Consider the following 21,899-nt stretch of genomic DNA (forward strand, 5'->3'; position numbering starts at 1 on the left):
CCGCTGTAGTCCGAAGCGAGAACGGCGCCTGAGGTAGTTCAGGCGCCGTTTTTTTATGTCCGTGCCAGCCTGCAGGCGCGCAGTTTGCGGCGGTCCAGTTGCCGGTCCCACGCGGCGATCGCCAGGCAGGCCACGCCATTGCCAGTCAGGTTGGCCAGCGGCCGGCATTTCAGCAAACGTTCGATGCCGACGATGAACAGCAGGCTGGACGCCGGAATTTCCGGCACTGCAGCCAGGGTCGCCGCCAGCGCGACAAAGGCGGAACCGGCGACCCCGCTGGCGCCCTTGGAGGTGACCATCGCCAGCGCCACGATGGACAGCAAGTGGGCCGGACTGAGTGAAATATCCAGTGCTTGCGCCAGGAAGACCAGCGCCAGGCCCAGGTAGATATTGCTGCCGTTCAGATTGAAGGAGTAACCGGCCGGTATCACCAGGCTGGTCACCGGCGCAGGGCATCCCGCGCGCGCCATTTTTTCCATCAGGGGCGCCATTGCCGTGATCGACGATGCGGTGCCGAACACGATCAGTAATTCTTCCTTGATGTAGGTGATAAAACGCAGTACGGAAAAACCGCAGGCGTGCGTGATGGCGCCCAACACCAGCAGCACGAATACGGCCGTTGCCAGGTATAGCGCGGCCAGCAGTTTGAGCAACGGCGTGACCGACATCAGGCCGTATTTTCCGACCGACCAGGAGACTGCGCCGAAGGCTGCCAGCGGCGCTGCCTTGAGGACGATTTTGAGCGCGGCCAGCAAGGCCTGGGCAGCCCGTTCGCATAGTTGAGCGGGAGCCTGGCCGCGCCGCCCCAGCAGCGCCAGCACGGTGCCGCAGGCCAGCGCCAGCATCAGCGCCTGCAGCAAGGGGCTGTGCGTGAGCGCGTCGGCGATGGCAAAAGACAGTGCCGGCGGCTGCGCGGCATGCGCCGGCATGCCGGCATCGATATGGAAACCCACGCCGGGGCGCAGCAGCAGCGCGGCGCCGATGCCTGTCATCAGCGACAGGGCCGACAAGGCTTCGAAATAGAGCAGCGCCTTGATGCCGATACGTCCCAGTTGCTTCAGTTTGCCGATGCCGGCGACGCCGCCGCTGACGGTAAGGAAAATCAGCGGCACCACCATCACCTTGATGATGGTGATGAAAAAGGTGCCCAATGGGTGCATGGCAACTGCCAGCGGCGGCTGCCACAGGCCGAACAGGATACCGCAGGCAATCGCCGCAAGAATCTGGAAAAACGGGCTGCGCAGCGTCGCCAGCTTCATGCAGCTTCACCGGCCAGCACGCGCCGCGTCAAGTCCATGAAGTGGCGCGCGGCCGGTGAAATATCATGTTCGCGGCTGGCCAGCGTCAGCGGTGCACTGAGACCGGGACCGGCATCGGCGATGCGGCAATACACCACGCTGTCGGCATGAAAACCCTTCATCGATGCTGGTACAGCGGACACGCCGGCGCCGGCCGCGACCAGGCTGATATTGGTCAGCATGCGTTCGACTTCGATCACCTTTGATGGCGTGAAACCGGCCCGCAGGCAGGCATCCATCAGGTTCGAATACATGCCCGGCGCGCCGTGCCGGCGCACCAGGATGAATGGCTCATTTTTTAGCGAGGACAGCGCCACGGCCGGAGCATTCTTGCTGCGCTTGGGTGGCAGCGCGGGATGGCCGATGGGCAGTACCAGCAGCATTTCCTCTTCCTGCAAATGGGCGAACAGCACGCCCGGCGGGCGGCTGACGGGCAGGCGCAGGAAGGCCACATTGACTTTGCCGGCCGCCACTGCCTCGCTCAATTGCGCCGCATTGTCTTCAGTGAAATCGAGGCTGACATCGGGCCATGCGGCGCGGTAGGCGCGCACGATTTTCGGGATCAAAGGGTGGGCCGCGGCAGAACTGGTAAAGCCGATCGACAGCTTGCCGGCTGCGCCGCGCGCCGCTTGTGCCGCCCGCGCCGCGCCTTGCTGCAAGCCGTCGAGCGTGGCGTGCGCCTCCTTCAGGAAAGCATGGCCGCCGGCCGTCAGTTCGGCGCCTTTCGGATGGCGCCGGAACAGCTCAAAACCCAGTTCGTTTTCCAGTGCGCGTATCTGCAGGCTCAAAGGCGGCTGCTGCATGCCGAGCCGTTCCGCCGCGCGCGTGAAGTGGCCCTCTTCGGCGACGACGACGAAGTAACGCAAGTGTCTCAGTTCCATGATGGTCTCTTGGGGTTATACCCCATCGTTATATTTTTTTAGTATGGGAATGCATGAGTCAAGATATTTTACATTAGGTTTAAAACTCCCTACCATGTTTATCAAAGACTTATCGGAGACCTGCATGAAACGAATTTTTGGTATGGCACTCGGCATGGCGCTGAGCGTCAGCGCATCGGCCGTCATGGCGCAAACGGCGGCTTCCTGCCCGGCCGGCCTGGACCCGGTGGCGCAGTGCTACAAGGGGCAGGATGCGAACGGCGCTTTTTACTGGATCGCGATGCCGAAACAGTGGAACCACACCCTGATCATGCACAGCCATGGCGGACCGCGCCTGTCGGCCATCACGCAAGAGAGCAATATCGAAGACTTGCAGCGCTTTGCCGTCACCGTGCGCCAGGGTTATGCCTGGGCCGGTTCCACCTATCGCCGGCCCGGCTATGGCGTGCGCATGGCGGCCGAGGATACCGAAAACCTGCGCCAGATTTTTGTCGCGCGCTTTGGCCAGCCTGCGCGCAGCATCCTGCACGGCCAGTCGTGGGGCGGCAATGTGGCGGCCAAGGGCATCGAGCTGTATGGCAAGCAGTATGACGGCATGGTGCTGACCAATGGCATGCTCGCCGGTGGCAGCCTGAATTACCTGCACCGCGCCGATCTGCGCGCCGTCTACCAGTATTACTGCGGCAATCACCCGCGTCCGGACGAGCCGCAATACCCGCTGTGGATGGGCCTGCCGGCTGATTCAACGCTGAAATCGAAAGATCTGGCGGCGCGGGTCAACGAGTGCACGGGCGTGGCCTTGCCGGCGGCCAGCCGCACGGCGCAGCAGCAGCGCAAGCTGGACGATATCCTGGGCGTGATCCGGATTCCCGAGCGCACCCTGGTGTCGCACCTGAACTGGGCCACGTTCACCTTCCGGGACCTGGTCCAGCGCGTGCTGGGCGGCCGCAATCCCTTCTCGAACCGCGGCGTGGTGTACCACGGTTCGCATGACGATGCGGCGCTCAACCGCGGCGTACAGCGTTTCGACGCCGACCCGCAGGCGGTGGCGGACCTGGCCCAGGATTCCGACATGGCTGGCACCTTGAATGTACCGGCCATCAGCCTGCACGCGATCGATGATCCGACGGCGCTGGTCGAGTATGAAAGCGAATACCGCAATCTGCTGCGGCAGGCCGGCCATGGCGACAAGCTGGTGCAGGTATTCAGCGATGAACACGATCACAGCAAGCTGGCCGACGCCGAGTATGCGGCGGTGTTCGACAGCTTGTCGGCGTGGATCGGCAACGGCAAAAAGCCGACGCCCGACAGCATCGCGGCGGACTGCGTCAAACAGTCTCAGCAGTTTGGCGGCGGCTGCCATATCAAGACCGGTTTCGTTCCTCAATCCCTTTTTTCGAGAGTCAATCCACGTAAATAAAGCGTCACAAACCGTTGCACGAAAGGGCCAGCCATAGGCCCTCGGCAGCACCATAAAAACACAGGAGACAACATGAAACATGCAATCATCGGCATCGCCCTGCTGGGCGGTTTGCCCGGCCTCGTGCTGGCCCAATCGAACGTAGAGATTTACGGTTCGGTCGACGCCGGCCTGCGCAACAAGACCAACGTCAACCAGGCTGGCGACAGCGTAGTGACGATGGGATCGAACGGCACCTTCCGTTCCAACCGGCTGGGCTTCAAGGGCACGGAAGACCTGGGCGGTGGCCTGAAGGCCAACTTCCTGCTGGAGTCGGGTTTTAATACGGCCACCGGGGCCCTGAACAACACCACCGGCGCGCTATTCCAGCGCGAGGCGCGCGTCGGCCTGGAAAACGCGTGGGGCGCCATCGACCTGGGCCGCCAATACACGGTGGCGTATAAAACCATCCTCGCTTTCGACCCCTTCGTCTACCGCTACCCGAGCATCACCTACGCGCTGTCGTCGACGGCTGGCATCCGCCACAGCAATGACGTGCAATACACGGGCCGTTTCAATGAATTCACCGTGCGCGCCGAGTATGCGGCCGGCGAAGTGGCGGGCGACAGCAGCAGCGGCACGGCCAAGGCCGTCGGCGCCGTGTATGCCAGGGGCCCGCTGAAGCTGGGCGCCTCGTACACGACATCGAAGGAAAACGTCGGCACCACGGCCGCGCCTATCTACAAGGATTACAGTCACGTCGCGGCGGGTGGCGCCTATGCGTTTGGAGCGGTGACGCTGTCGCTCGGGTATGTCGATGAAAAACAGGCCACCATCGTGCCCCGCGACGACCGTGCGACCTGGCGCTGGACTGGCCTGAGCTACAAGATCAGCGAGCGCTTCAACGTGACGGGCGCCTGGTATGGCAACAAGGTACATAACCGCAAGGCCAGCGCCACGGTGGCCGCCGGCGACGGCAAGAAGGATCTGTACATGCTGGGCGTGCGCTACGACCTGTCGAAACGCACCGTGCTGTACGCCGAAATCGACCGCAACAAGTTTGATGGCGGCTTTGCCACCGGCGGCACCACGCGCTTGAACCAGCGCGGCCAGACGGGTACTTCAGCCGGCATCATGCACATGTTTTAACGGGTGTCTGCAGGGCGCGGGCTGGTCTTCCTGGCAGGAAGGCCAGCAGGTTGCCGATAATCACCAGGGCCAGGCCCGCGAAAGCGGGCGGGGTCCAGACATAGCCTTCAAAGATGGTCGACACCGTCAGCGCCACTACCGGGAATAACACTGCCGAATAGGCGGCGCGGTCCGGGCCGATGCGGCCGACCAGCAGCAGGTAGGCGGTAAAGCCGATCACCGAGCCAGGTAGCGCGAGGTACAGCAGGGCGCCCAGGTAGCGGCTATTGGCTGGCAGCGTGAACGGCATACCGAGCAGCAGCGCGCCCAGTCCGACGATGCTGGCGCCGATCAGCATGGCCCATGCATTGGTCATCCACGGCGTCAAGCCCAGCGTTTGCATGTGGCTCGACAGCAGGCTGCCGGTGGAAAAGAATAGCGTGCCCAGCAATGCCAGCCCCAGGCCCAGCAGCATGCCGCCATCGTGCCAGTGGCCACGCATTTGCGGCAACGACAGCAAGGCGATGCCAACCAGTCCCAACAGCCCGCCAAGCATGATCTGCGGATGGATCTGGCGGCCCATGAAGACTTTTCCGCTGAGCGCACTCCAGATCGGTGCAGTGGAATACACGACCGCCACCAATCCGCTCGGCACCCATTTGGTGGCGTAATACGAGCACAGGAAATTACAGCAAAACATGCCAAAGCCTTGCGCCAGCAGGTAGCGCCAAGCCTGGCGTGGCGGCCACAGCGGCTTGCGCAGTACGGCCAGGATCAGCATCAGCAGCGCCGACGCCAGCCAGAAGCGGTAGGCGACCGATACCGGCGCCGGCACCGCGCCGAGCTGGAAGGCGATGGCGAGCCAGGTGGTGCCCCATATCAGCACGGTGAGGAGGTAAAGAAAGAGGTTCATGTTCGGCGACCCGGTGGGAAAAACCACAGCATGGCCGATGGCGCTGGCGGCCGATTGTCTGTGCTTGCGGTCTTCTGCGGCCCGGCCGGCGCCTGGCATACGGCCGTGTTAAGCTTTTCGGTACCAATATCACTCTGCGATCACACGATGTCCGCCCGACCCATGCCAGCTGCCTGCAGCCCGCCCACCGCCGATATTGCGCACAAGGTATTTCATACCATGGCGCAGACCGAGGCGCGGCTGGAACGCTATGCTTTACTCGGAGATAATCTTGCAATGGCGATATGGGATCGCTGTAGCGAACACTCGCAAACCGCGTATATCCAGCCCGGCCACCATACCTTGTCGTTTTACCTGGGGGGCGGCTACGGCACCGAACGCCGCGAGGAACCCGGCGCGCACGGTGCGCCGCAACTGCTGTGCGCCTTGCCTGACTGGCATGAGTCGCGCTGGCTATTGCGGGGCACTGTGCGCATGTTGCATATTTATTTCTTGCCCGAGCATTTCACGCGGCGCGCGGTGGTGGAGCTGGACCGCGAACCGCGCTGCCTGACCCTGGCCGACCGGACCTATTTCGAGCATCCGCGCATCGTCAGCCTGTGCCGCGCCTTGAGCGAGATGCCGTGGCATGGCCCGGATGCCGCGTTGCGGGCCAATGAAGTCACGCATGACACCTTGAGTGAATTACTGCGTTCGCAAGCCGTGCCGCAGCGCCAGGCGCGCATCAGCGGCGGGCTGGCGCCGGCCGTGCGCCGCCGCCTGGCCGAATTCATCGAGGCCGAACTGGCGCGCAAGCTGACCCTGGGGATGCTGGCGCAAGTGGCCTGCCTGTCCGAATTTCACCTGGCGCGCATGTTCCATGTGTCGTTCGGCATGCCGCCCTCAAGCTGGATCGCCCAGCGCCGCATCGACCGCGCACGCCATCTGCTGAAAACCACCAGCTTGCCGCTGCAGCAGGTGGCCGACGCCTGCGGCTACGCCGACACCAGCCATTTCAGCCACCGCTTCCGCGCCGCCACCGGCGTACCCGCAGGGCGTTACCGGCAATGGCTGCTGGCCTGAGGGGGAGCCGGGATCAGGTCAGTTCGATGATCATGGCGACGATCTCGTCGCCATACGAAGCGAGTTTTTTCTCGCCTACGCCGCTCACGCCGCGCATCTGTTCCAGCGAGGTGGGCTTGGCCTTGGCGATTTCGCGCAGGGTGGCGTCGACAAAGATCACATACGCCGGCACGTTGTGGGCGCGCGCCGTCTCCACCCTCCACCAGCGCAGCTTGTCGAAGATGGCCTGTTCGCTGGCTGACAAATCCGTCTCCACGTAGCCCTTGGCCACGCTGGTGCTGCGCTTGCTGGTCTTGACGGGTTTCTGGTACTGGCGCAGCTGCACCTTCTGGCCGCCCTTGAGCACGGGGCGCGAGGCGTCCGTCAGTTTCAGCGAGCTGTATTGTTCATGGTCGACCGAGACCAGGCCCAGCGCGATGGCCTGGCGCAGGATCGATTTCCATTCCGCTTCGCCCAGGTCGGCGCCGATGCCGAACACGGACAAGGAATCGTGGTGCCAGGTCTTGATGCGCTCGGACTCCACGCCGCGCAGCACGTCGATCACGTGGCCGCCCGCAAAGCGCTGGTCGACCCGGTAAATCGCCGACAGCAGTTTTTGCACCGGCACCGTGCCATCGAAGGAGATGGGCGGCACCAGGCAGGTATCGCAATTACCGCAGGGCGTGGCGGGCTGGCCGAAATATTCGAGCAGCCGCATGCGGCGGCAGCTGAGGGTTTCGCACAGGCCCAGCATGGCGTCGAGTTTCACGCCCAGCACGCGCTTGAAGGTTTCGTCGGCTTCCGATTCATCGATCATGCGCCGCTGCAGCACCACGTCCTGCAAGCCATACGCCATCCAGGCATTGGCGGCCATGCCGTCGCGGCCTGCGCGCCCCGTTTCCTGGTAATAGCCCTCGATGCTTTTTGGCAGGTCCAGGTGGGCCACGAAGCGCACGTCGGGCTTGTCGATGCCCATGCCGAAGGCGATGGTGGCGACCATGACGATGTTTTCTTCGCGCAGGAAGCGGGCCTGGTTTGCGCTGCGCTTGGCGTACTCCATGCCGGCGTGATAGGGCAGGGCGCGGATGCCGTTTTCGTTCAGGAAGTCGGCCGTCTCTTCTACCTTTTTGCGCGACAAACAGTAGACGATGCCGCAGTCGCCCGCGTGTTCGGTGGTGATAAAGTCCAGCAGCTGTTTGCGGCCGTTGGCCTTTTCCACGATCTGGTAGCGGATATTCGGGCGGTCGAACGAAGAGACGAACTGGCGCGCGTCGTCCAGTTGCAAACGCAGGGCGATTTCGGCGCGCGTCTGGGGATCGGCGGTGGCTGTCAGGGCGATGCGCGGCACGTCCGGGAACTGCTCGTGCAGCACCGACAGCTTGATGTATTCCGGGCGGAAGTCATGGCCCCACTGGGCCACGCAATGCGCCTCGTCGATGGCGAACAGGGAAATTTTCGAGGCCTGGAACAGGTCCAGGCAGCGCTGCGTCATCAGTCGTTCGGGCGCCACGTACACCACGTCGATCTGGCCGGTGCGCACCAGGCGCTCGATGCGGCTGGCTTCTTCGTAGGTCTGGGTGGAATTCAAGAAGGCGGCGCGTACGCCAACCTCTGCCAAGGCGTCGACCTGGTCCTGCATCAGGGCGATCAGCGGCGAGACGACCACGCCGACGCCATCGCGCAGCAGCGCGGGGATCTGGTAGCACAGCGACTTGCCGCCGCCGGTGGGCATCAGTACCAGCGCGTCGCCGCCATGGCTGACATGGTCGACAATGTCGGCCTGCTGGCCACGGAAAGCAGGGTAGCCAAAAACGGTTTGCAGCAAATGCAGCGCGCGCTCGTTAAGATCTTGATTCATAGTGCCTTATTCTGCCCGCAAAAGCGGGCCGACATGGCCACGGCATATTGATCAAGGCCATGGCGATATCTGAACTATCCGAACTGAATGGGTATACATGACAGGAGGGGTCACCGCGCAACGTTTGCATGTGGCGCGGGGTCGAAGCTTACCACGAGAGCGCCTCGCGGTCGTGGTTCAGGCGCTGGCTGGCGCGGTTTTTTACCGTCGCCGCCAGGGAAAGGAGGAATCAGGCAGCCTGTTTGGACGCTGCCACCAGGCGCGCGCTGGCGGCGACCAGCAGCAGGGCGCAGCCCAGCATGGCAAATGAAATGTTCAGGCTGGTGGCGTGGGCCACGAAACCGATCACGGCCGGACCTGCCAGGATGCCTGCGTAGCCGATGGTGGTGATGGCGGCCACGGCCAGGCTGGCCGGCATGGCTTTCTGGCTGCCGGCCGCCGTAAACAGGATGGGCACGATATTGGCGGCGCCCAGGCCGATCAGCACGAAGCCGGCCAGGGCCAGGCTGGCAACTGGCGCCAGCACGGCCAGGAAGAAGCCGCTGGCCGCGCACAGTCCTCCGAAGGTGAGTACCCGCTTTCCGCCAAAGCGGCGCACTACCTTGTCGCCGGTAAAACGGCCCAGTGTCATGGCAATCGCGAAGGCAGCGTAGCCCAGGCCGCCTTGTGCTTCGGCTACGCCGCGCGTGGTGGTCAGGAACAGGGCGCTCCAGTCGAGGATGGCGCCTTCGGCCAGGAAGACGATAAAGCACATCAGGCCGATCAGGATCACGGCGCCATGCGGCATCACGAACAGCGGCGTTTTTTCGCCCGGGTTCGACACCGTCGGCAGCAGGTGGGCTTGCGCAGCGGCCAGCACGCCGCACAGCAGCACCATCATCACCACGCAGGACCAGGCCGGCGTCAGGCCCAGCCATAACAGCAGGGCCATGAAGCCGGCGCCGGCGAAACCGCCCACGCTGAACAAGGCATGGAAGCCCGACATCATCGAGCCGCCATTGGCCTTCTCGATGATCACGGCCTGGATATTGATGGCCACGTCGAACGTGCCCATGGCGGCGCCAAACAGCAGCAATACCAGGCCCAGTTCCAGCGGGCTGTTGGCCAACGCCAGGCCCGGCAGGATCGCGACGAACAGCAAGCCAGCGGCGAGAATCACTTTGCGGCAGCCAAAGCGTGCCGCCAGCACGCCCGTAAACGGCATCGCGCACAGCGAGCCGCCGCCCAGGCACAGCAATAAAAAGCCCAGGGTGGCTTCATCGAGGCCCAGGCGTGATTTGGCGTAGGGCACGAGTGGAGCCCAGGCGGCCATGCCGAAGCCGGCCGCAAAGAAAACCAGGCGCGTGGCGCGTTGTTGCAGGGTACCGGTGAGTTGCATGACGAGCTTTTCAGTGAGAGGGTTAGGGAGTATTGGCAGATTATTGATTGGCAGATTATTTGCGTGCGCGCAAAACATGCACGCCGAGCCGTTCAAACGCGTCCGCGTGCACTGCATCGGCGTCCGCTTCCAGCACCAGATGCTGCAGCAGGCCGGTGGCCAGCACGCCAAACGGCGCGGCCGTGCCCAGCTTGTCGCTGGTGGCGGCCACCACCACGGCCTTGCTGGCGCCGGCGATGCTGCGCTTGAACTCGGCTTCGTCGTAGTTGAACGCCGTCACGCCCGCATCCACGTCGGCGCCGCAGGCGCCGAGGAAACACAGGTCGGGCCGCATGCGTTCAACCGTGCGCAGCGCTTGCGGACCCAGGCTGGCGCCCGCGCGGCGGTCGACCCTGCCGCCTGCAATGATCAGTTCGATCTCAGTGCGCTCCATCAGGGCCATGGCAATTGACGGCGCATTGGTGATGATAGTGAGCGCTAACTGCGGCAAGGCGCTGGCAATTGCCAGATTGGTCGACCCCGCATCGATAAACAGCACCTGCCCCGCGCGCACCAGCGAGACGGCCGCCTGCGCCAGGCTGGCCTTGCGTTCGGGCGATTCATGCTTGCGCTGGCTCAAGGTGCCGCCATCGGGCGCCAGCGGCAGGGCGCCGCCATACACGCGCTGGCATAGTCCGGCAGCGGCCATTTCGCGCAGGTCGCGCCGTATCGTGTCTTCCGACACATCGAGCTGGCGCGCCAGATCGAGCGCCAGCACACGGCCATCGGCTTGCAGCTGTTGCTGGATCAGGGTCTGGCGTTGTTTGAGGAGCAGGGTAGAAGTCATGGCTAGTCAGAAACGTGCATTAATGAGGATAAATATACGCAAACGTGCATATTGAGTCAAGCGCGATGAGATCCGAATGTAACTATTTCCATACGAAGATAAATTACTGCTAGAGTTGTGAGATTGGAATTGCTATCGAGAGAGCATCATGTTTTTGAATATCGCTACCGCAAAAACCTTGTTGTTTCGCGCCGTCCGCCGAGGTGGATGGGGCATGCCCGGCTTGCTGGTGGTACTCAATACCATGCACTGGCAGCGCAATGGCACGCTTGGTCTGGGCGACGTGCGCGATTCCCTGATCGCACTGGCGGCTTATACCGCGGTGGGGCTGTTGATGGAATACCAGCGCATGCGCAAGGAAGCGTCCCCTGAAAAGTGGGACTGATCAGCCGCACCAGCGCATGTCTCTTGCCGGGCGCCTCGCCATATCATGGCAGCCATGGAAATATTATCGACATCGCCCAACCAGCGTTTTGCGTTGCAAGCGCGTGTCTGGGAAGCGGGCAATTCGCAGTGGGTGCTGAGCCCGCAGCTATGGGACGTGCAGCGCAATGCTGCCTTGTTTGCCTTCGACGAACAGCGCTGGTCGGTGGAGGCTGATCATTGGCTCTCCGACACCAGCGTACGTTTATCCCTGAGGAAGTATCCCGGCAATCATCGGCCGCAAAGCATCCAAGTCGAGATCGATTGTGCCAGCTTGCAAGCGACTGTGCTTCCTGCCATCAACACTACTGTAGCCAAACTTGAATTTGTACTGGAGAGTATGCTGCACAGCGTTTGAAGTCTCAGGCGGGCGCCGTCAGCCGCTCCAGTTCCCCCAGCCAGTGCACCGCATATTCGCGGCTGTCGCCGCACATTTCCGCGGATGGTTGCAAACCGCCACAAAATGCCGGCCGCGCCGCCTGGCCGAAGATCAGGCAGCGGTTGTCATCGGCCAGTTGCACGCAGCGCACGCCGGCCGGCTTGCCGTTCGGCATGCCGGGAATCGGGCTGGTGATGGACGGCGCGGTGCAGCAGGCGCCGCAGGACGGGCGGCACGCCAGGGGGGCGGATGACGGCATTCGGATGATCAGGAAAGCAGGTGTAGGGCCGACAGTATAGCAAGCCGTGCCGGCTGGCCGTCAGCGCGGTATTTTTCCTTGCGCGCGCGCGTGGCGCCGTTCGGTGAAGAATGCACACAGGTGCACGGTGCCCCACAGGCCCAGGCAGAAGGCCAGCAGCGCCAGGGCCAGCCGGCTGAACAGGCCCAGGCTGCCGGCTAACTGGTAGATGCCTGTGGCAAACACCAGCGCGGTGAAAGGCAGCATGTAGAGAGAACGCATGGGGCGGTGCAGGGCCGCCCAGGCATTCACGGCCACGAAGATGGCCGTGAGCAACAACCATGCAATGAGAAAAGTCATACTGGCGCTTGCAAGTGCTGGCCAGGCGCGCTTAGCGCACGATGCTGACGCGGGTGCCTGACACCGTGCTCTTGGCCGGGTTGCCATGCACGCTGATGCGGCCCGAGCCGGCGGCGCGCGCGTTGACTTCCTTCAGGCTGGTGGCGTCGATGTTGCCGGAACCATTGCTGGCCAGGTAGGCGGTGTCGCTGTTCAGGGTCGCCAGATTCAGATTGCCTGAACCGTTCAGGTTGGCGTCGAGGCGCTGCACGGCGCCGCTGGCGCTGATGCTGCCCGAACCGTTCACCGCTATATTGACGCGCTCGCCACGGACATTGCCCAGGTTGATGCGGCCGGAACCATTGACGACGGCGTCGCTATTGCCGCTGTTCAGGGCCGTTGCATTGATGGTGCCCGAGCCGTAATTGGCGATATCGAGGTGCGTGACATTGCCTGACAATTCGCTTTTCAGTGAACCGCGTTGTACCAGGCTCAGGTCCTGGCCATTCAAGCCGGTGGCGACCAGGCGGCCAGGGCCGGAAACGCTGATCTTGTTCAGTTGTGGCGTGGTGTAAACGATGGTGATGCCATTGTTGCTGCGCAAATTCTTATCGCTCCAGATGCGCAGGGTATCGCCATTGATATCGCTATGGATCAGCGGCTGCAGATTACTGTCCGCCTCGATCGCCAGCGATGACGCCGGACCCACGCGCACTTCGATCCTGAGGTCGGCGCGGCTCATCATGTCGATGTCGAGCCCGTTGACACTGCTGACGGGACGTTCGTCGCGGATGGTTTGCTGGTTGCCTGCCGTGCTGCTGCCTGCATCGCTGGTATAGCGGATGTCGCCATCGTTGGGGGTGATGATGATGCAGCCGCTCAGGGCGACGGCGGCGCAGCACAGGGCCAGCAAAGTACGCATGGTAAATCCTTTATTTATGATTGTTATTGCTCTTCAATGTCAAAAAGCCGGCTGCCGCGCTGCGGCTGCCGAGCTGTCGATGAGAATGTAGCAAAGCTGATATGCCTGCTGGGCAGAAATGCGATGAACTGCGAAAAACGGGGGCTGAAGTGCAGATCCGCCCGTTTTTCGCGATGCTTTCACTTTACCAATATCCCAGCACTTTCCACCAGCCCGTGCCGACCACGGCAAAGATCAGCAGTTCGACCAGGCACATCACGAAGCCCACGCGCCACCAGGCGCCCATGGTCACGAAACCGCTGCCAAAGATGATGGGCGAGGTGCCCGTGGCGTAATGGGTCAGGGTCATCATGATGGCCGAGCCGGCCGTCATCATCAGCATGAAGGGCACCATGTATTCAGGCGGGATCAACTGCGCGCCCACCGTCAGGAAGGCCAGCAGCATGGCGCTGATATGGGCGGTGGTGCTGGCAAAGAAATAGTGGGAAAACACGAACACCAGCACCAGTACCGCGGCAATCGGCAGCCAGTCCATGCCGCTGGACACGATCGCGCCCTTCATGCCGGCCGAAAACCAGGCGATCACGCCCGTCTTGTTCAATTGCTCGGCCATCATCACCAGCGCGCCAAACCACACCAGGGTGTCCCAGGCGCTTTTTTCCGACAGCACGTCGTCCCAGTCGATGGTGCCCGTGATGATCAGCACGAACAGGCCCACGAAAGCGACCACTGTCGGGTCGAGCGAGAAGGCGTGGCCGAACAGCATGGCTGGCACGTTGGCCCACAGCACCAGTAGCAGGCCGAAAGTGCCCAGCATGACTTTTTCCGAGGGCGACAGCGGCCCCATCTGTGCCAATTCCTTTTTCGCGTAATCGACGGCGTTGGGCGTGGCCTTCAGTTCCGGCGGCGACAGCCAATAGATGATTAACGGCATCACCAGCAGGCACACCAGGCCCGGCAGCAGCATACACAGGGCCCAGGTGGTCCAGCTCAGATGGAAACTCTGGTTGCTGACCTTGGCGACATAGTCCACTACCAGCGGATTGGGCGCGGTGGCTGTCAGGAACATGGCCGAGGTAATGGGGTTGGCGTGGTAGTTGACCAGCGCCAGGTAGGTGCCGACCTTGCCCTGCGTGCCCTTGGCCGGGTCTGAATCGAAGGCGTTGGCGATCGATTTCATGATCGGGTGCACGATGCCGCCGCCGCGCGCGGTGTTGCTAGGAGTAAACGGCGCCAGCACCAGCTCGCAAATGCTCAGGCCATAACCGATGCCGATGGTGCGCTTGCCGAGCAGCGCAATGAACATCAGGCCGATGCGGCTGCCCAGCCCCGTTTTTTTCAAGCCCCGCGAAATCAGGATGGCCACCACGATCAGCCAGATCAGGGGATTGGAAAAACTGCTCAGGGCATCCGTGATGGCGCCCTTCGATGACGTTGAAGTCACTTGCGACAGCGACACGATCACGATGGCCATCATCGCCATCACGCCGATCGGCATCACTTTCAGAATAATCGCCACGATAGTGGTGAGAAATATCGCCACCAGCGACCAGGCCTTGGGCGTGAGTCCATCCGGGGTGGGCAGCAGCAACAGGGTTATCAGCACCACCGTGGAAATCACGGCCGGCACCAGCCGGAACGGCACGGCTTCCTTGAAATGCCGCAACATTTCGCTGATCGTCTTGTACATCATTCATCCTTTCAAATGGCAGCCGCGATGGCTGCTGGTCCCCGAAAGCATTCTTTCGGGCAACATCATAAAGGATGATAATGCAAACTTGATAATGACAGGGGCACGATAGGAAAGGTCTTGAAAAGGACTTTACCCAGGTCAATTTCTTTCAAAGCAGTTACAGATAATCGGTCGTCAAGCTCACCGCTTCCCACCGATCGAGTTCGGCAGCCAGCGCACTGATACGCGCGCGCACCAGTTGCAGGGCGTCGCTGCCGAGCAGCAGATGGCGCGGCGCCAGTTCTTCTTCCACGATCTGCAGCAAGACTTGCGCCGCCCTGGCAGGGGAGCCGGCCTGCACGCCGCTCTTGGCCTTGCGCGCGTCGCGGATGGGATCGAACAAGGCGTCATAGTCGGCGATGTGGCGATGGGCCCGCACCATCGAGCGCCCGGCCCAGTCGGTCCGGAAGGAGCCGGGCGCCATGGCGATCACCCGCACGCCGAACGGCGCCACTTCCTGCGCCAGCGATGCGCTGATGCCTTCCAGCGCAAACTTGCTGCCGCTGTAATAGGCAATGCCCGGTAGCGCTGCAATGCCTGCCATCGACGTGACGTTGACGAGGCAGCCGCTGCGGCGCTCGCGCATTGGCGGCAGCACCGCCTTGATCATCGCCACCGCACCGAATACGTTGACCTCGAATTGACGCTGCAAATCTTCCAGCGGCGACTCCTCAAGCGTGCCTTCATGGCCATAGCCGGCATTGTTGACCAGCACATCGATCGGGCCGACAGCCTGCACCGCTTGCGCCACGGCCGGTTCGATGGCCGCAAAGTCGCTGACGTCGAGCACGATGGCATGCGCGCGTCTCTCTGCCAGCTGCTCGAAGCCGGCCCGATCGGCCTCCTTGCGCACGGTGCCGATCACGGTATGGCCAGCGGCCAGCGCAGCCTGGGCAAACGCCAGGCCCAGGCCGGAACTGACGCCGGTGATCAGCCAGGTACGGCGCGCATGATGGTGACTCTTGTTTTCCATGGCAGTCATTCTTTCGTTTATGGGGTGGCGCGCAACGCCAGCTTGTCCAGCAACAGATAATTCAGGCCGGCGCCGGCCAGCAGCAGTGCGCTGGTCAGGAAAAACACCGAACGCATGCCTGCCATGCCGCCCAGGGCGCCTCCGAGCAGGGGCCCGAGCACCTGGCCCGCGTATTGCGACGATTGCGAATATCCGAGTACCTTGCCGAGCGCTTTTTCCGGCACCGACTGGCGGATGACCTTGGCGATCGACGGCAGCAAGCCGGCCAGCGCCATGCCCATCAGGAAACGCAGGCCCACCAGTTGCCACCATTGCGTCACGAATGCTTGCGGTATCAGCAGGACGCCCGCTGCCAGCAGGCAATAAACAATCACCTTGCCGCCGCCGATACGGTCGGCCAGGCGGCCCAGGCGCGCCGCCATCAGCAGGCTGCCGAAGGCCGAGGCGGCCATCACCACGCCGGCGCACAGCACTACCTGGGTGCGGTCGACGCCGATTTCGCGTAAATACACGGTAATGATCGGTTCGATCGACATATTTGAAAACAGCACCAGCATGGCGGTGCCAAACATCGGCGCAGCCGCCAGCCATAGCGCGCCGCCCAGCTTGACCGGTTCGGCCCGCGCTGCGGTCGATGGCGCGGGCTGGAAGTCTTCGCGGACAAACAGCATCGTCACCACTGCCGCCACGGCGATCACGCCGCCGCCGAGGAAAAAAGTCTGGCGTATGCCGATCAGCCCCGGCAGCAAGCCGCCGATCAGCGGGCCAATCAAGCCGCCGGACAGCGCGCCCGTCGACAGGATGCCCAGCGCCCAGCCGGCCTGCTCGCGCGGCGTTTGCGTGGCCACCAGCACCGTGGCGGAAGACGCGTAGCCGCCGATCAAGCCTGCCGCCAGGCGCAGCAGCACCAGTTGCCAGACATTGTGCGCCAGGCCGATCAAGGGCATCAGCAAGGCCATGCCGACGGCTGCGCGGATCAGCATGGGCCGGCGGCCGTAGCGGTCGCTCAGATAGCCCCACAGCGGCGCCGTGAGGCCGGTGCCGAGGAAGGTGGCGCCAAAGGCGATGCCCGACCATTCGACGATGGCGGCATTGCCATGCACGCCCAGCTGTTCCACATAAATCGGCAGGAAGGGCAGCAGCAACGTCAGGCTGACCAGGGTAGTAAAGGAACCAAACACGCAGATCGCCAGGTTGCGCCGCCAATAGCGGGCATTGCGTTGTGCGTAACTGTCGCTGTCCGTTTTTGCCAGGGTACTGCTGGCGCTGCTGCTCATGATCGGCTCCGTCTATGGTCCGGGTTAGCGCTGCATTACCATTTGCCGTTATGGGCGCCGCCGTCCACGCGCAGCACTTCGCCCGTGACTTGCTTCGCTTCGGTCAGGTAGAGCACTGCGTCGGCAATCTCGGCCACGCTGGAAATCGTGCCCAGCGGGTGCAGCGATTTCAGGAAGTCGTGCGGTATGCCTTTCAAGAGCGGCGTGTCGACCGAGCCTGGCGCGACCACGTTGACGCGGATGCCATCCTTGGCGAATTCCGACGCCAGGCTGCGGCTGACGGCGTCCATGCCGCCCTTGGTCATCATCGGCACGGCGGCGGTCAGCGCAGTGTTCGGCGCATCGACCAGGGTGCTGCTGATGCCGACGATGCTGCCGCCACGCTGCTGCACCTGCATTTGCCTGATCACCAGCTGGCTGACGTACAGATAGCCTTCCAGGTTGGTGCGTACCAGCGCGTTGAAATCGTCCTGCGTGTAGTCAAGGAAAGGCTTGGCGATAAAAATGCCGGCGTTGTTGACCAGGCCGTCAATGCCGCCGAATTTCTGCACGGCGGTGTCGACAACCTTGGCTGCGGTGGCGGCGTCGGCAATGTCGCCATCGACCAGCGCCAGCCTGTCCGATGGGACGAACGCGCCGCCCTGGCTGATGCTGCGCGAGGTGGCCACCACGTTGTAGCCGCGGTTCAGGAATGCTTCGACGACGCCTGCGCCGATGCCTTGCGAGGCACCGGTGACGATGATGGTTTTTTGCTGCTGGGACATAATGAACTCCAGGTAAGTGATCGCTGAGGTCCGATCCATATTGATCGGACAGGCTCACTGTACGCCGGAGGGGCGGCGGAATAAATACAGACGGGGGATCATCAGTAGTTACATCGTGTTATCAATGCGGCTGAATCACGACCGCAACTCACGTATGCCCTTGCCTATCCTGCGTCGCAGCAAGGTGCGCAAGGTCACGCCGTCGGCATAGCCGACTTGCTCGGCGATGCGGTCGACGGTCAGCTTGCTCGTCTTGAGCAAATGCACGGCACGTTCCACCCGCAGGTCCTGGATGTACTCGACGGGGGTCTTGCCGAACACGGCATTGAGGCGCCGCGTCAGGGTGCGCTTGCTGGTCGCCAGGGCATCGGCGACCGTATCGAGCGAGATCGCCGTGCCCAGGTGTTCGCGCACCCAGCGGTCGAAACGCTCGACCAGCGGGTCCGCATGGGCGATATGGTCCGAGATCGCATACACGGATTGCGACAGCCGCGTATCGTAGACCAGGTACTTGGCCACCAGCGTCGCCAGCTCGGGATTGCTGCTGCGTATCAGGGACAAAGCCAGGTCAAGGTGGCTGAGCGCAGCGCCTGCCGTCAGCGCGTTGCCGCTGGGTACGACAATCCGATGGGCATCGAGGTGGACGCGTGGGTAGCGCTGCCGGAATAAGGCCGACAACCACCAGGTGGTGGTGGCGGCGTGGCCGTCGAGCAAGCCGCTTTCCGCCAGCACGAAGGTGCCGGTGCAGGCCGCCGCAACCCTGGCGCCGCCACGGTGCCAGCGGCGCAAGGCCGCCATGGCATCGATGACATCGTCACGGCCGAGTACCGGCACCAGCGCCTCGGCATTCATGTGGTTGAGCGCCGGCAAGATGATCCAGTCCGGCGCAGCGGCATCGCCGATGGCGCGGACGGGCACCTGCATCCCTAGCGCCGTGCGCACTTCCGGCCGCACGCCCACCACGCTGATGTCGAACGGCTCGGCCGCGATACCCGTTGCCTGCGCCAGGGCGTTGGCCATGCTCAAGCTGTCGAACATGGTGGCCAGGCCCGTGTCGAACACGCCCTCGAGTGCAAGAATAAAAATCCGCATGGCAGGATCGATACCGTAATTGTCGATCGGGACAATATACGCCCGCATGCCGAATTCGTATAGTCCTCCGTGCCGCATGAATGGTTCATGCAGACACTGATCGCAGTTCAATCGTATTTATCCAGAGGGAGTAACCCGTGTCGTTTCATTACAAACTAGGCGTCTTGTGCGCCGCCATGGCCTTGTCGAGCGTGTCGTTTGCGCAAACGCATGACGTCAAGCCGGAACGCATCCGTGGCGATATCGTGTCCTTCAAAGGCGACCTGCTGACCGTCCACCGCAAGAGCGGCGACACCGTCGCTATCCATGTCCAGCCGAATATCGGCGTGTCGGCCTTCAAGCCGGCCAGGCTGGCCGACGCCAGGGTCGGCTCTTACGTGGGCACGCCGGCGCTCACCGGCAGCGATGGCAAATTGACGGCGACGTCGCTGATCGTCTTCCCTGAAGCGGCGCGCGGCACTGCCGAAGGGCATTTTGCCTATGACTTCGGTCCCAATAGCACCATGACCAACGCCAATGTCGTCTCCATGGTGACCGGCGCCACTGGCCAGGAATTGCACCTGTCCTACAAGGGCGGCAGCAGCACCGTGACCGTGCCGAAAAACGTGCCCGTGGTGACGCCGGTTCCGGCCAGCAAAACGGACCTGATGGCCGGCAAAAAAATGTTTGCCGTGGTCACGGCAGGCGCGAAAGGCGTGTATGAAGCGCAAGTGTTGTTCGTCGAAAAAGACGGCATGGCGCCGCAGTTCTGATTGTCATTGCGAGGCCGCCGTGCGCCATGCCACTCTTCAACCCGTCTGGGTCCGTATCACGCACTGGATCAACGCCGGCGCTGTCGCATTGATGGCCGGCAGTGGCTGGCAAATCTATGCTGCCTCGCCGATTTTTCCAGTGATCCATTTTCCTCCAGGCATGACTCTGGGCGGCTGGCTGGGCGGCGCCTTGCAATGGCACTTTGCGGTCATGTGGATATTGACCGCCAATTTGCTTGTCTACCTGGGATGGAATATCGCTAGCGGACGGCTGCGGCGAAAACTGTTGCCGCTCAGCCTGCAGTCACTGGCAAGCGATGCCGTCGCCGCGCTACGTGGCAGGCTGGGCCATGCAGATCCCGGCCGCTACAACTGCTTGCAGAAACTTGCCTATTGGATTGTCATTATCGACCTGGCGCTGCTTGTCGTGTCGGGCCTGGTGCTATGGAAATCCGTGCAATTGCCGCTGCTGCGCACATTGATGGGCGGCTATGACAACGCGCGCGTGGTGCATTTCCTGGCAATGGGGCTCTTGCTGGGGTTCTTTGTCGTGCATGTGATCATGGTCGCCCTGGTGCCGCGCTCGCTGTTATTGATGTTGCGAGGACGCTAGCCATGATGCTGCATAAAAAGAGACTGCCGATGTCTTCCCACGCTGACGCCATCCTCAGCGATGCGCGCAAGGAACTGGGCAATCCCGCGCGCCGGCTGCTGGGCAAGCAGGTGCTGACCCTGGGCGGCTTGTCCTTGCTGTCCGGCTGCGATTTGTCCACGGACAGCTCCATCAACATGATGCTGCGCACAATGTCGGGTTTTAACGACCAGGCGCAAGCCCTGCTGTTCAATCCGCGGCAGATGGCGCCCACGTATCCCGAATCGATGATCACGCGCCCGTTTCCCTTCAACGCGTTTTATGGCATCGATGAGGTTCCCGAGGTCGACCCCGCCAGCTATCGGCTGCAGGTCAGTGGGCTGGCCAAGGGCAAGCGCGCCTGGACCCTGGCGGAACTGGGCGCGCTGCCACAGGCGAGCCAGATCACGCGCCATATTTGCATCGAAGGCTGGAGCGCCATCGGCCACTGGGGCGGCGTGCGCTTCGCCGACTTCCTGCAGCAGGCAGGCGCCGACCTCACCGCGAAGTACGTCTCGCTGCATTGCGCCGACAATTACTGGACCAGCATCGACATGCCCACCGCACTGCATGCGCAAACCTTGCTGACGTTGACCTATGACGGCCAGCTGCTGCCACCGCAATACGGCTTCCCGCTGAAGCTGCGCATTCCGACCAAGCTCGGCTACAAGAACCCCAAGCATATCGTGGCGATCAGCGTGACCAATGACTATCCGGGTGGTTACTGGGAAAACCAGGGGTATAACTGGTTTGGGGGATCGTGAAGCGAGCATGGCGGCAAATGTTGCCAATGTTGTAGATTGGCAATTCATTTACGTTTCGATTGGCGGCTAAGGGGCCACTGGCGCTTGACCTGCCTGGTATACAGGGCTAACATTAATGACTCGAAAGTAAGTTACCCGGATCAGACATGCACGCCCAGATTGATACCAAGCCCCGCTGGGAGCGGCGCAAGGATGCCCGCCCACAGGAATTGCTCGCCGCCGCCCTCGATTTGTTCGTCGAACGGGGCTTTGCGTCGACGCGTCTGGAGGATGTGGCGAAGCGGGCCGGTGTGTCGAAGGGGACCTTGTATCTGTATTTCGAAAACAAGCAGGAGCTGTTCAAGGCCGTGGTGCGCGACAATATCGTGCATGCGATCGGCGAAGTGGAAGACAGCCTGGCCACTTCCGAAAGCAGCAGCGCGGACTTGTTGCGCAGCATTTTGATGCAGTGGTGGGAACAGTTTGGCGCCACGCGCCTGGCCGGCTTGACCAAGCTGATGATGGCCGAAGCCAACAATTTCCCGGAACTGGCACAGTTTTACAACGAAGAAGTGGTGACGCGCGGCAACGGTTTACTGACCAGCGTGATCACGCGCGGCATCGCGCGCGGCGAGTTCCGCCAGGTCGACCCGGTGATCGTCAGCGCCATCATCAGTGCGCCGGTGACCATGCTGATGATGTGGACGCATTCCTTCCTGCCGTGCGACCCCAAGGATATCGATCCTGTGGACTATATGCATACCTTTATTGATATCAGTTTGCGCGGTTTGTACCTGCAGCCGCCCGCAAAAAACTGAGGCCGGCAGAGGAACGCTACCGTTCAGTTGCCCATTTTCCAAGGTTCACCCCCTCAAATCTGCAGATCGTCGCAAATTTCCTCCATCCCCCATC

At 62.4% G+C, this 21,899-nt stretch carries 23 protein-coding genes; 9 read left to right on the forward strand and 14 right to left on the reverse strand.

Going from position 1 to position 21,899, the window contains the following annotated elements; all coding sequences use genetic code 11:
- Positions 1-53: 53 nt before the first annotated feature.
- Both ACL9RI_RS07220 and ACL9RI_RS07225 read right to left on the reverse strand, forming a co-directional pair.
- Positions 54-1,259 (reverse strand): cation:dicarboxylate symporter family transporter, encoded by a 1,206-nt coding sequence (locus tag ACL9RI_RS07220; RefSeq protein ID WP_422725902.1) that lies wholly within the window; start codon positions 1,257-1,259, stop codon positions 54-56.
- Positions 1,256-2,179: a LysR family transcriptional regulator gene (locus ACL9RI_RS07225; protein WP_422725903.1), complete on the reverse strand. Its 924-nt coding sequence runs from the start codon at positions 2,177-2,179 to the stop codon at positions 1,256-1,258. Before ACL9RI_RS07225 ends, ACL9RI_RS07220 begins: the two co-directional genes overlap by 4 nt.
- A gap of 124 nt (positions 2,180-2,303) precedes the next feature.
- Between ACL9RI_RS07225 and ACL9RI_RS07230 the strand changes: the two genes are divergently transcribed.
- Positions 2,304-3,599: a hypothetical protein gene (locus ACL9RI_RS07230; protein WP_422725904.1), complete on the forward strand. Its 1,296-nt coding sequence runs from the start codon at positions 2,304-2,306 to the stop codon at positions 3,597-3,599.
- 72 nt (positions 3,600-3,671) lie between these two features.
- On the forward strand, positions 3,672-4,727 hold the full coding sequence (locus ACL9RI_RS07235) for a porin (protein ID WP_422725905.1): 1,056 nt from the start codon (positions 3,672-3,674) through the stop codon (positions 4,725-4,727).
- On the opposite strand, the gene ACL9RI_RS07240 is transcribed toward ACL9RI_RS07235, so the two are convergent.
- On the reverse strand, positions 4,711-5,619 hold the full coding sequence (locus ACL9RI_RS07240) for a DMT family transporter (protein ID WP_422725906.1): 909 nt from the start codon (positions 5,617-5,619) through the stop codon (positions 4,711-4,713). The genes ACL9RI_RS07235 and ACL9RI_RS07240 overlap by 17 nt on opposite strands.
- 276 nt (positions 5,620-5,895) lie before the next feature.
- On the opposite strand from ACL9RI_RS07240, the gene ACL9RI_RS07245 reads away from it, so the two are divergent.
- Complete coding sequence (locus ACL9RI_RS07245) at positions 5,896-6,681, forward strand: helix-turn-helix domain-containing protein (RefSeq protein ID WP_422725907.1); 786 nt, start codon at positions 5,896-5,898, stop codon at positions 6,679-6,681.
- A 13-nt stretch (positions 6,682-6,694) separates the two neighbouring features.
- Here ACL9RI_RS07245 and recQ read toward each other — a convergent pair whose 3' ends face one another.
- From recQ to ACL9RI_RS07260, 3 genes are all read right to left on the reverse strand, one after another.
- On the reverse strand, positions 6,695-8,518 hold the full coding sequence (gene recQ, locus ACL9RI_RS07250; RefSeq protein WP_422725908.1) for a DNA helicase RecQ: 1,824 nt from the start codon (positions 8,516-8,518) through the stop codon (positions 6,695-6,697).
- Between the two features lie 229 nt (positions 8,519-8,747).
- Positions 8,748-9,896: an MFS transporter gene (locus ACL9RI_RS07255; RefSeq protein WP_422725909.1), complete on the reverse strand. Its 1,149-nt coding sequence runs from the start codon at positions 9,894-9,896 to the stop codon at positions 8,748-8,750.
- A 55-nt stretch (positions 9,897-9,951) separates the two neighbouring features.
- The gene (locus tag ACL9RI_RS07260; RefSeq protein WP_422725910.1) at positions 9,952-10,722 is read right to left on the reverse strand and encodes a DeoR/GlpR family DNA-binding transcription regulator; all 771 of its coding nucleotides are present in this window, start codon (positions 10,720-10,722) and stop codon (positions 9,952-9,954) included.
- A gap of 148 nt (positions 10,723-10,870) precedes the next feature.
- On the opposite strand from ACL9RI_RS07260, the gene ACL9RI_RS07265 reads away from it, so the two are divergent.
- Positions 10,871-11,107: a hypothetical protein gene (locus ACL9RI_RS07265; protein ID WP_422725911.1), complete on the forward strand. Its 237-nt coding sequence runs from the start codon at positions 10,871-10,873 to the stop codon at positions 11,105-11,107.
- Between the two features lie 45 nt (positions 11,108-11,152).
- Entirely contained in the window at positions 11,153-11,503 is a 351-nt protein-coding gene (locus tag ACL9RI_RS07270; RefSeq protein WP_422725912.1) for a hypothetical protein, read from the forward strand.
- A 4-nt stretch (positions 11,504-11,507) separates the two neighbouring features.
- On the opposite strand, the gene ACL9RI_RS07275 is transcribed toward ACL9RI_RS07270, so the two are convergent.
- The 8 genes from ACL9RI_RS07275 to ACL9RI_RS07310 form a co-directional block, all read right to left on the reverse strand.
- Positions 11,508-11,783 (reverse strand): YkgJ family cysteine cluster protein, encoded by a 276-nt coding sequence (locus ACL9RI_RS07275; RefSeq protein ID WP_422725913.1) that lies wholly within the window; start codon positions 11,781-11,783, stop codon positions 11,508-11,510.
- Positions 11,784-11,843: 60 nt separating this feature from the next.
- On the reverse strand, positions 11,844-12,122 hold the full coding sequence (locus ACL9RI_RS07280; protein ID WP_422725914.1) for a hypothetical protein: 279 nt from the start codon (positions 12,120-12,122) through the stop codon (positions 11,844-11,846).
- A gap of 31 nt (positions 12,123-12,153) precedes the next feature.
- A complete protein-coding gene (locus tag ACL9RI_RS07285) occupies positions 12,154-13,023 on the reverse strand; it encodes a GIN domain-containing protein (protein WP_422725915.1) in 870 nt (289 codons plus the stop codon).
- A 184-nt stretch (positions 13,024-13,207) separates the two neighbouring features.
- Positions 13,208-14,713, reverse strand: coding sequence for a DASS family sodium-coupled anion symporter (locus ACL9RI_RS07290; RefSeq protein ID WP_422725916.1), 1,506 nt, complete (start codon positions 14,711-14,713; stop codon positions 13,208-13,210).
- 160 nt (positions 14,714-14,873) lie between these two features.
- A complete protein-coding gene (locus tag ACL9RI_RS07295) occupies positions 14,874-15,728 on the reverse strand; it encodes an oxidoreductase (RefSeq protein ID WP_422725917.1) in 855 nt (284 codons plus the stop codon).
- Positions 15,729-15,745: 17 nt separating this feature from the next.
- A complete protein-coding gene (locus ACL9RI_RS07300; protein WP_422725918.1) occupies positions 15,746-17,005 on the reverse strand; it encodes an MFS transporter in 1,260 nt (419 codons plus the stop codon).
- 35 nt (positions 17,006-17,040) lie between these two features.
- Positions 17,041-17,769 carry an SDR family NAD(P)-dependent oxidoreductase gene (locus ACL9RI_RS07305; protein WP_422725919.1) on the reverse strand — a complete coding sequence of 243 codons (729 nt, stop codon included), beginning with the start codon at positions 17,767-17,769 and terminating at the stop codon, positions 17,041-17,043.
- A gap of 135 nt (positions 17,770-17,904) precedes the next feature.
- Positions 17,905-18,861 carry a GlxA family transcriptional regulator gene (locus ACL9RI_RS07310; RefSeq protein ID WP_422726133.1) on the reverse strand — a complete coding sequence of 319 codons (957 nt, stop codon included), beginning with the start codon at positions 18,859-18,861 and terminating at the stop codon, positions 17,905-17,907.
- Positions 18,862-18,998: 137 nt separating this feature from the next.
- Here ACL9RI_RS07310 and ACL9RI_RS07315 point away from each other — a divergent pair, with 137 nt between their 5' ends.
- The 4 genes from ACL9RI_RS07315 to ACL9RI_RS07330 all read left to right on the forward strand — a co-directional run bounded on the left by ACL9RI_RS07315 (position 18,999) and on the right by ACL9RI_RS07330 (position 21,805).
- Positions 18,999-19,613 carry a hypothetical protein gene (locus ACL9RI_RS07315; protein WP_422725920.1) on the forward strand — a complete coding sequence of 205 codons (615 nt, stop codon included), beginning with the start codon at positions 18,999-19,001 and terminating at the stop codon, positions 19,611-19,613.
- Complete coding sequence (locus tag ACL9RI_RS07320) at positions 19,528-20,226, forward strand: cytochrome b/b6 domain-containing protein (RefSeq protein ID WP_422725921.1); 699 nt, start codon at positions 19,528-19,530, stop codon at positions 20,224-20,226. Before ACL9RI_RS07315 ends, ACL9RI_RS07320 begins: the two co-directional genes overlap by 86 nt.
- 5 nt (positions 20,227-20,231) lie before the next feature.
- A complete protein-coding gene (locus ACL9RI_RS07325; RefSeq protein ID WP_422726134.1) occupies positions 20,232-21,008 on the forward strand; it encodes a molybdopterin-dependent oxidoreductase in 777 nt (258 codons plus the stop codon).
- Between the two features lie 146 nt (positions 21,009-21,154).
- The gene (locus tag ACL9RI_RS07330) at positions 21,155-21,805 is read left to right on the forward strand and encodes a TetR/AcrR family transcriptional regulator (protein WP_300752404.1); all 651 of its coding nucleotides are present in this window, start codon (positions 21,155-21,157) and stop codon (positions 21,803-21,805) included.
- The last annotated feature ends 94 nt before the right edge of the window (positions 21,806-21,899 follow it).

Source organism: Janthinobacterium sp. Mn2066 (assembly GCF_049319705.1).
In the GTDB taxonomy this organism is placed as follows: domain Bacteria; phylum Pseudomonadota; class Gammaproteobacteria; order Burkholderiales; family Burkholderiaceae_D; genus Janthinobacterium.

What these genes read in the sequence shown, in the direction of transcription:
- ACL9RI_RS07220 (WP_422725902.1), bottom strand. Translation starts at nt 1,259, where the DNA reads ATGAAGCTGGCGACGCTGCGCAGCCCGTTTTTCCAGATTCTTGCGGCG.
- ACL9RI_RS07225 (WP_422725903.1), bottom strand. Translation starts at nt 2,179, where the DNA reads ATGGAACTGAGACACTTGCGTTACTTCGTCGTCGTCGCCGAAGAGGGC.
- ACL9RI_RS07230 (WP_422725904.1), top strand. Translation starts at nt 2,304, where the DNA reads ATGAAACGAATTTTTGGTATGGCACTCGGCATGGCGCTGAGCGTCAGC.
- ACL9RI_RS07235 (WP_422725905.1), top strand. Translation starts at nt 3,672, where the DNA reads ATGAAACATGCAATCATCGGCATCGCCCTGCTGGGCGGTTTGCCCGGC.
- ACL9RI_RS07240 (WP_422725906.1), bottom strand. Translation starts at nt 5,619, where the DNA reads ATGAACCTCTTTCTTTACCTCCTCACCGTGCTGATATGGGGCACCACC.
- ACL9RI_RS07245 (WP_422725907.1), top strand. Translation starts at nt 5,896, where the DNA reads ATGGCGATATGGGATCGCTGTAGCGAACACTCGCAAACCGCGTATATC.
- recQ (WP_422725908.1), bottom strand. Translation starts at nt 8,518, where the DNA reads ATGAATCAAGATCTTAACGAGCGCGCGCTGCATTTGCTGCAAACCGTT.
- ACL9RI_RS07255 (WP_422725909.1), bottom strand. Translation starts at nt 9,896, where the DNA reads ATGCAACTCACCGGTACCCTGCAACAACGCGCCACGCGCCTGGTTTTC.
- ACL9RI_RS07260 (WP_422725910.1), bottom strand. Translation starts at nt 10,722, where the DNA reads ATGACTTCTACCCTGCTCCTCAAACAACGCCAGACCCTGATCCAGCAA.
- ACL9RI_RS07265 (WP_422725911.1), top strand. Translation starts at nt 10,871, where the DNA reads ATGTTTTTGAATATCGCTACCGCAAAAACCTTGTTGTTTCGCGCCGTC.
- ACL9RI_RS07270 (WP_422725912.1), top strand. Translation starts at nt 11,153, where the DNA reads ATGGCAGCCATGGAAATATTATCGACATCGCCCAACCAGCGTTTTGCG.
- ACL9RI_RS07275 (WP_422725913.1), bottom strand. Translation starts at nt 11,783, where the DNA reads ATGCCGTCATCCGCCCCCCTGGCGTGCCGCCCGTCCTGCGGCGCCTGC.
- ACL9RI_RS07280 (WP_422725914.1), bottom strand. Translation starts at nt 12,122, where the DNA reads ATGACTTTTCTCATTGCATGGTTGTTGCTCACGGCCATCTTCGTGGCC.
- ACL9RI_RS07285 (WP_422725915.1), bottom strand. Translation starts at nt 13,023, where the DNA reads ATGCGTACTTTGCTGGCCCTGTGCTGCGCCGCCGTCGCCCTGAGCGGC.
- ACL9RI_RS07290 (WP_422725916.1), bottom strand. Translation starts at nt 14,713, where the DNA reads ATGTACAAGACGATCAGCGAAATGTTGCGGCATTTCAAGGAAGCCGTG.
- ACL9RI_RS07295 (WP_422725917.1), bottom strand. Translation starts at nt 15,728, where the DNA reads ATGGAAAACAAGAGTCACCATCATGCGCGCCGTACCTGGCTGATCACC.
- ACL9RI_RS07300 (WP_422725918.1), bottom strand. Translation starts at nt 17,005, where the DNA reads ATGAGCAGCAGCGCCAGCAGTACCCTGGCAAAAACGGACAGCGACAGT.
- ACL9RI_RS07305 (WP_422725919.1), bottom strand. Translation starts at nt 17,769, where the DNA reads ATGTCCCAGCAGCAAAAAACCATCATCGTCACCGGTGCCTCGCAAGGC.
- ACL9RI_RS07310 (WP_422726133.1), bottom strand. Translation starts at nt 18,861, where the DNA reads ATGCGGATTTTTATTCTTGCACTCGAGGGCGTGTTCGACACGGGCCTG.
- ACL9RI_RS07325 (WP_422726134.1), top strand. Translation starts at nt 20,232, where the DNA reads ATGCTGCATAAAAAGAGACTGCCGATGTCTTCCCACGCTGACGCCATC.
- ACL9RI_RS07330 (WP_300752404.1), top strand. Translation starts at nt 21,155, where the DNA reads ATGCACGCCCAGATTGATACCAAGCCCCGCTGGGAGCGGCGCAAGGAT.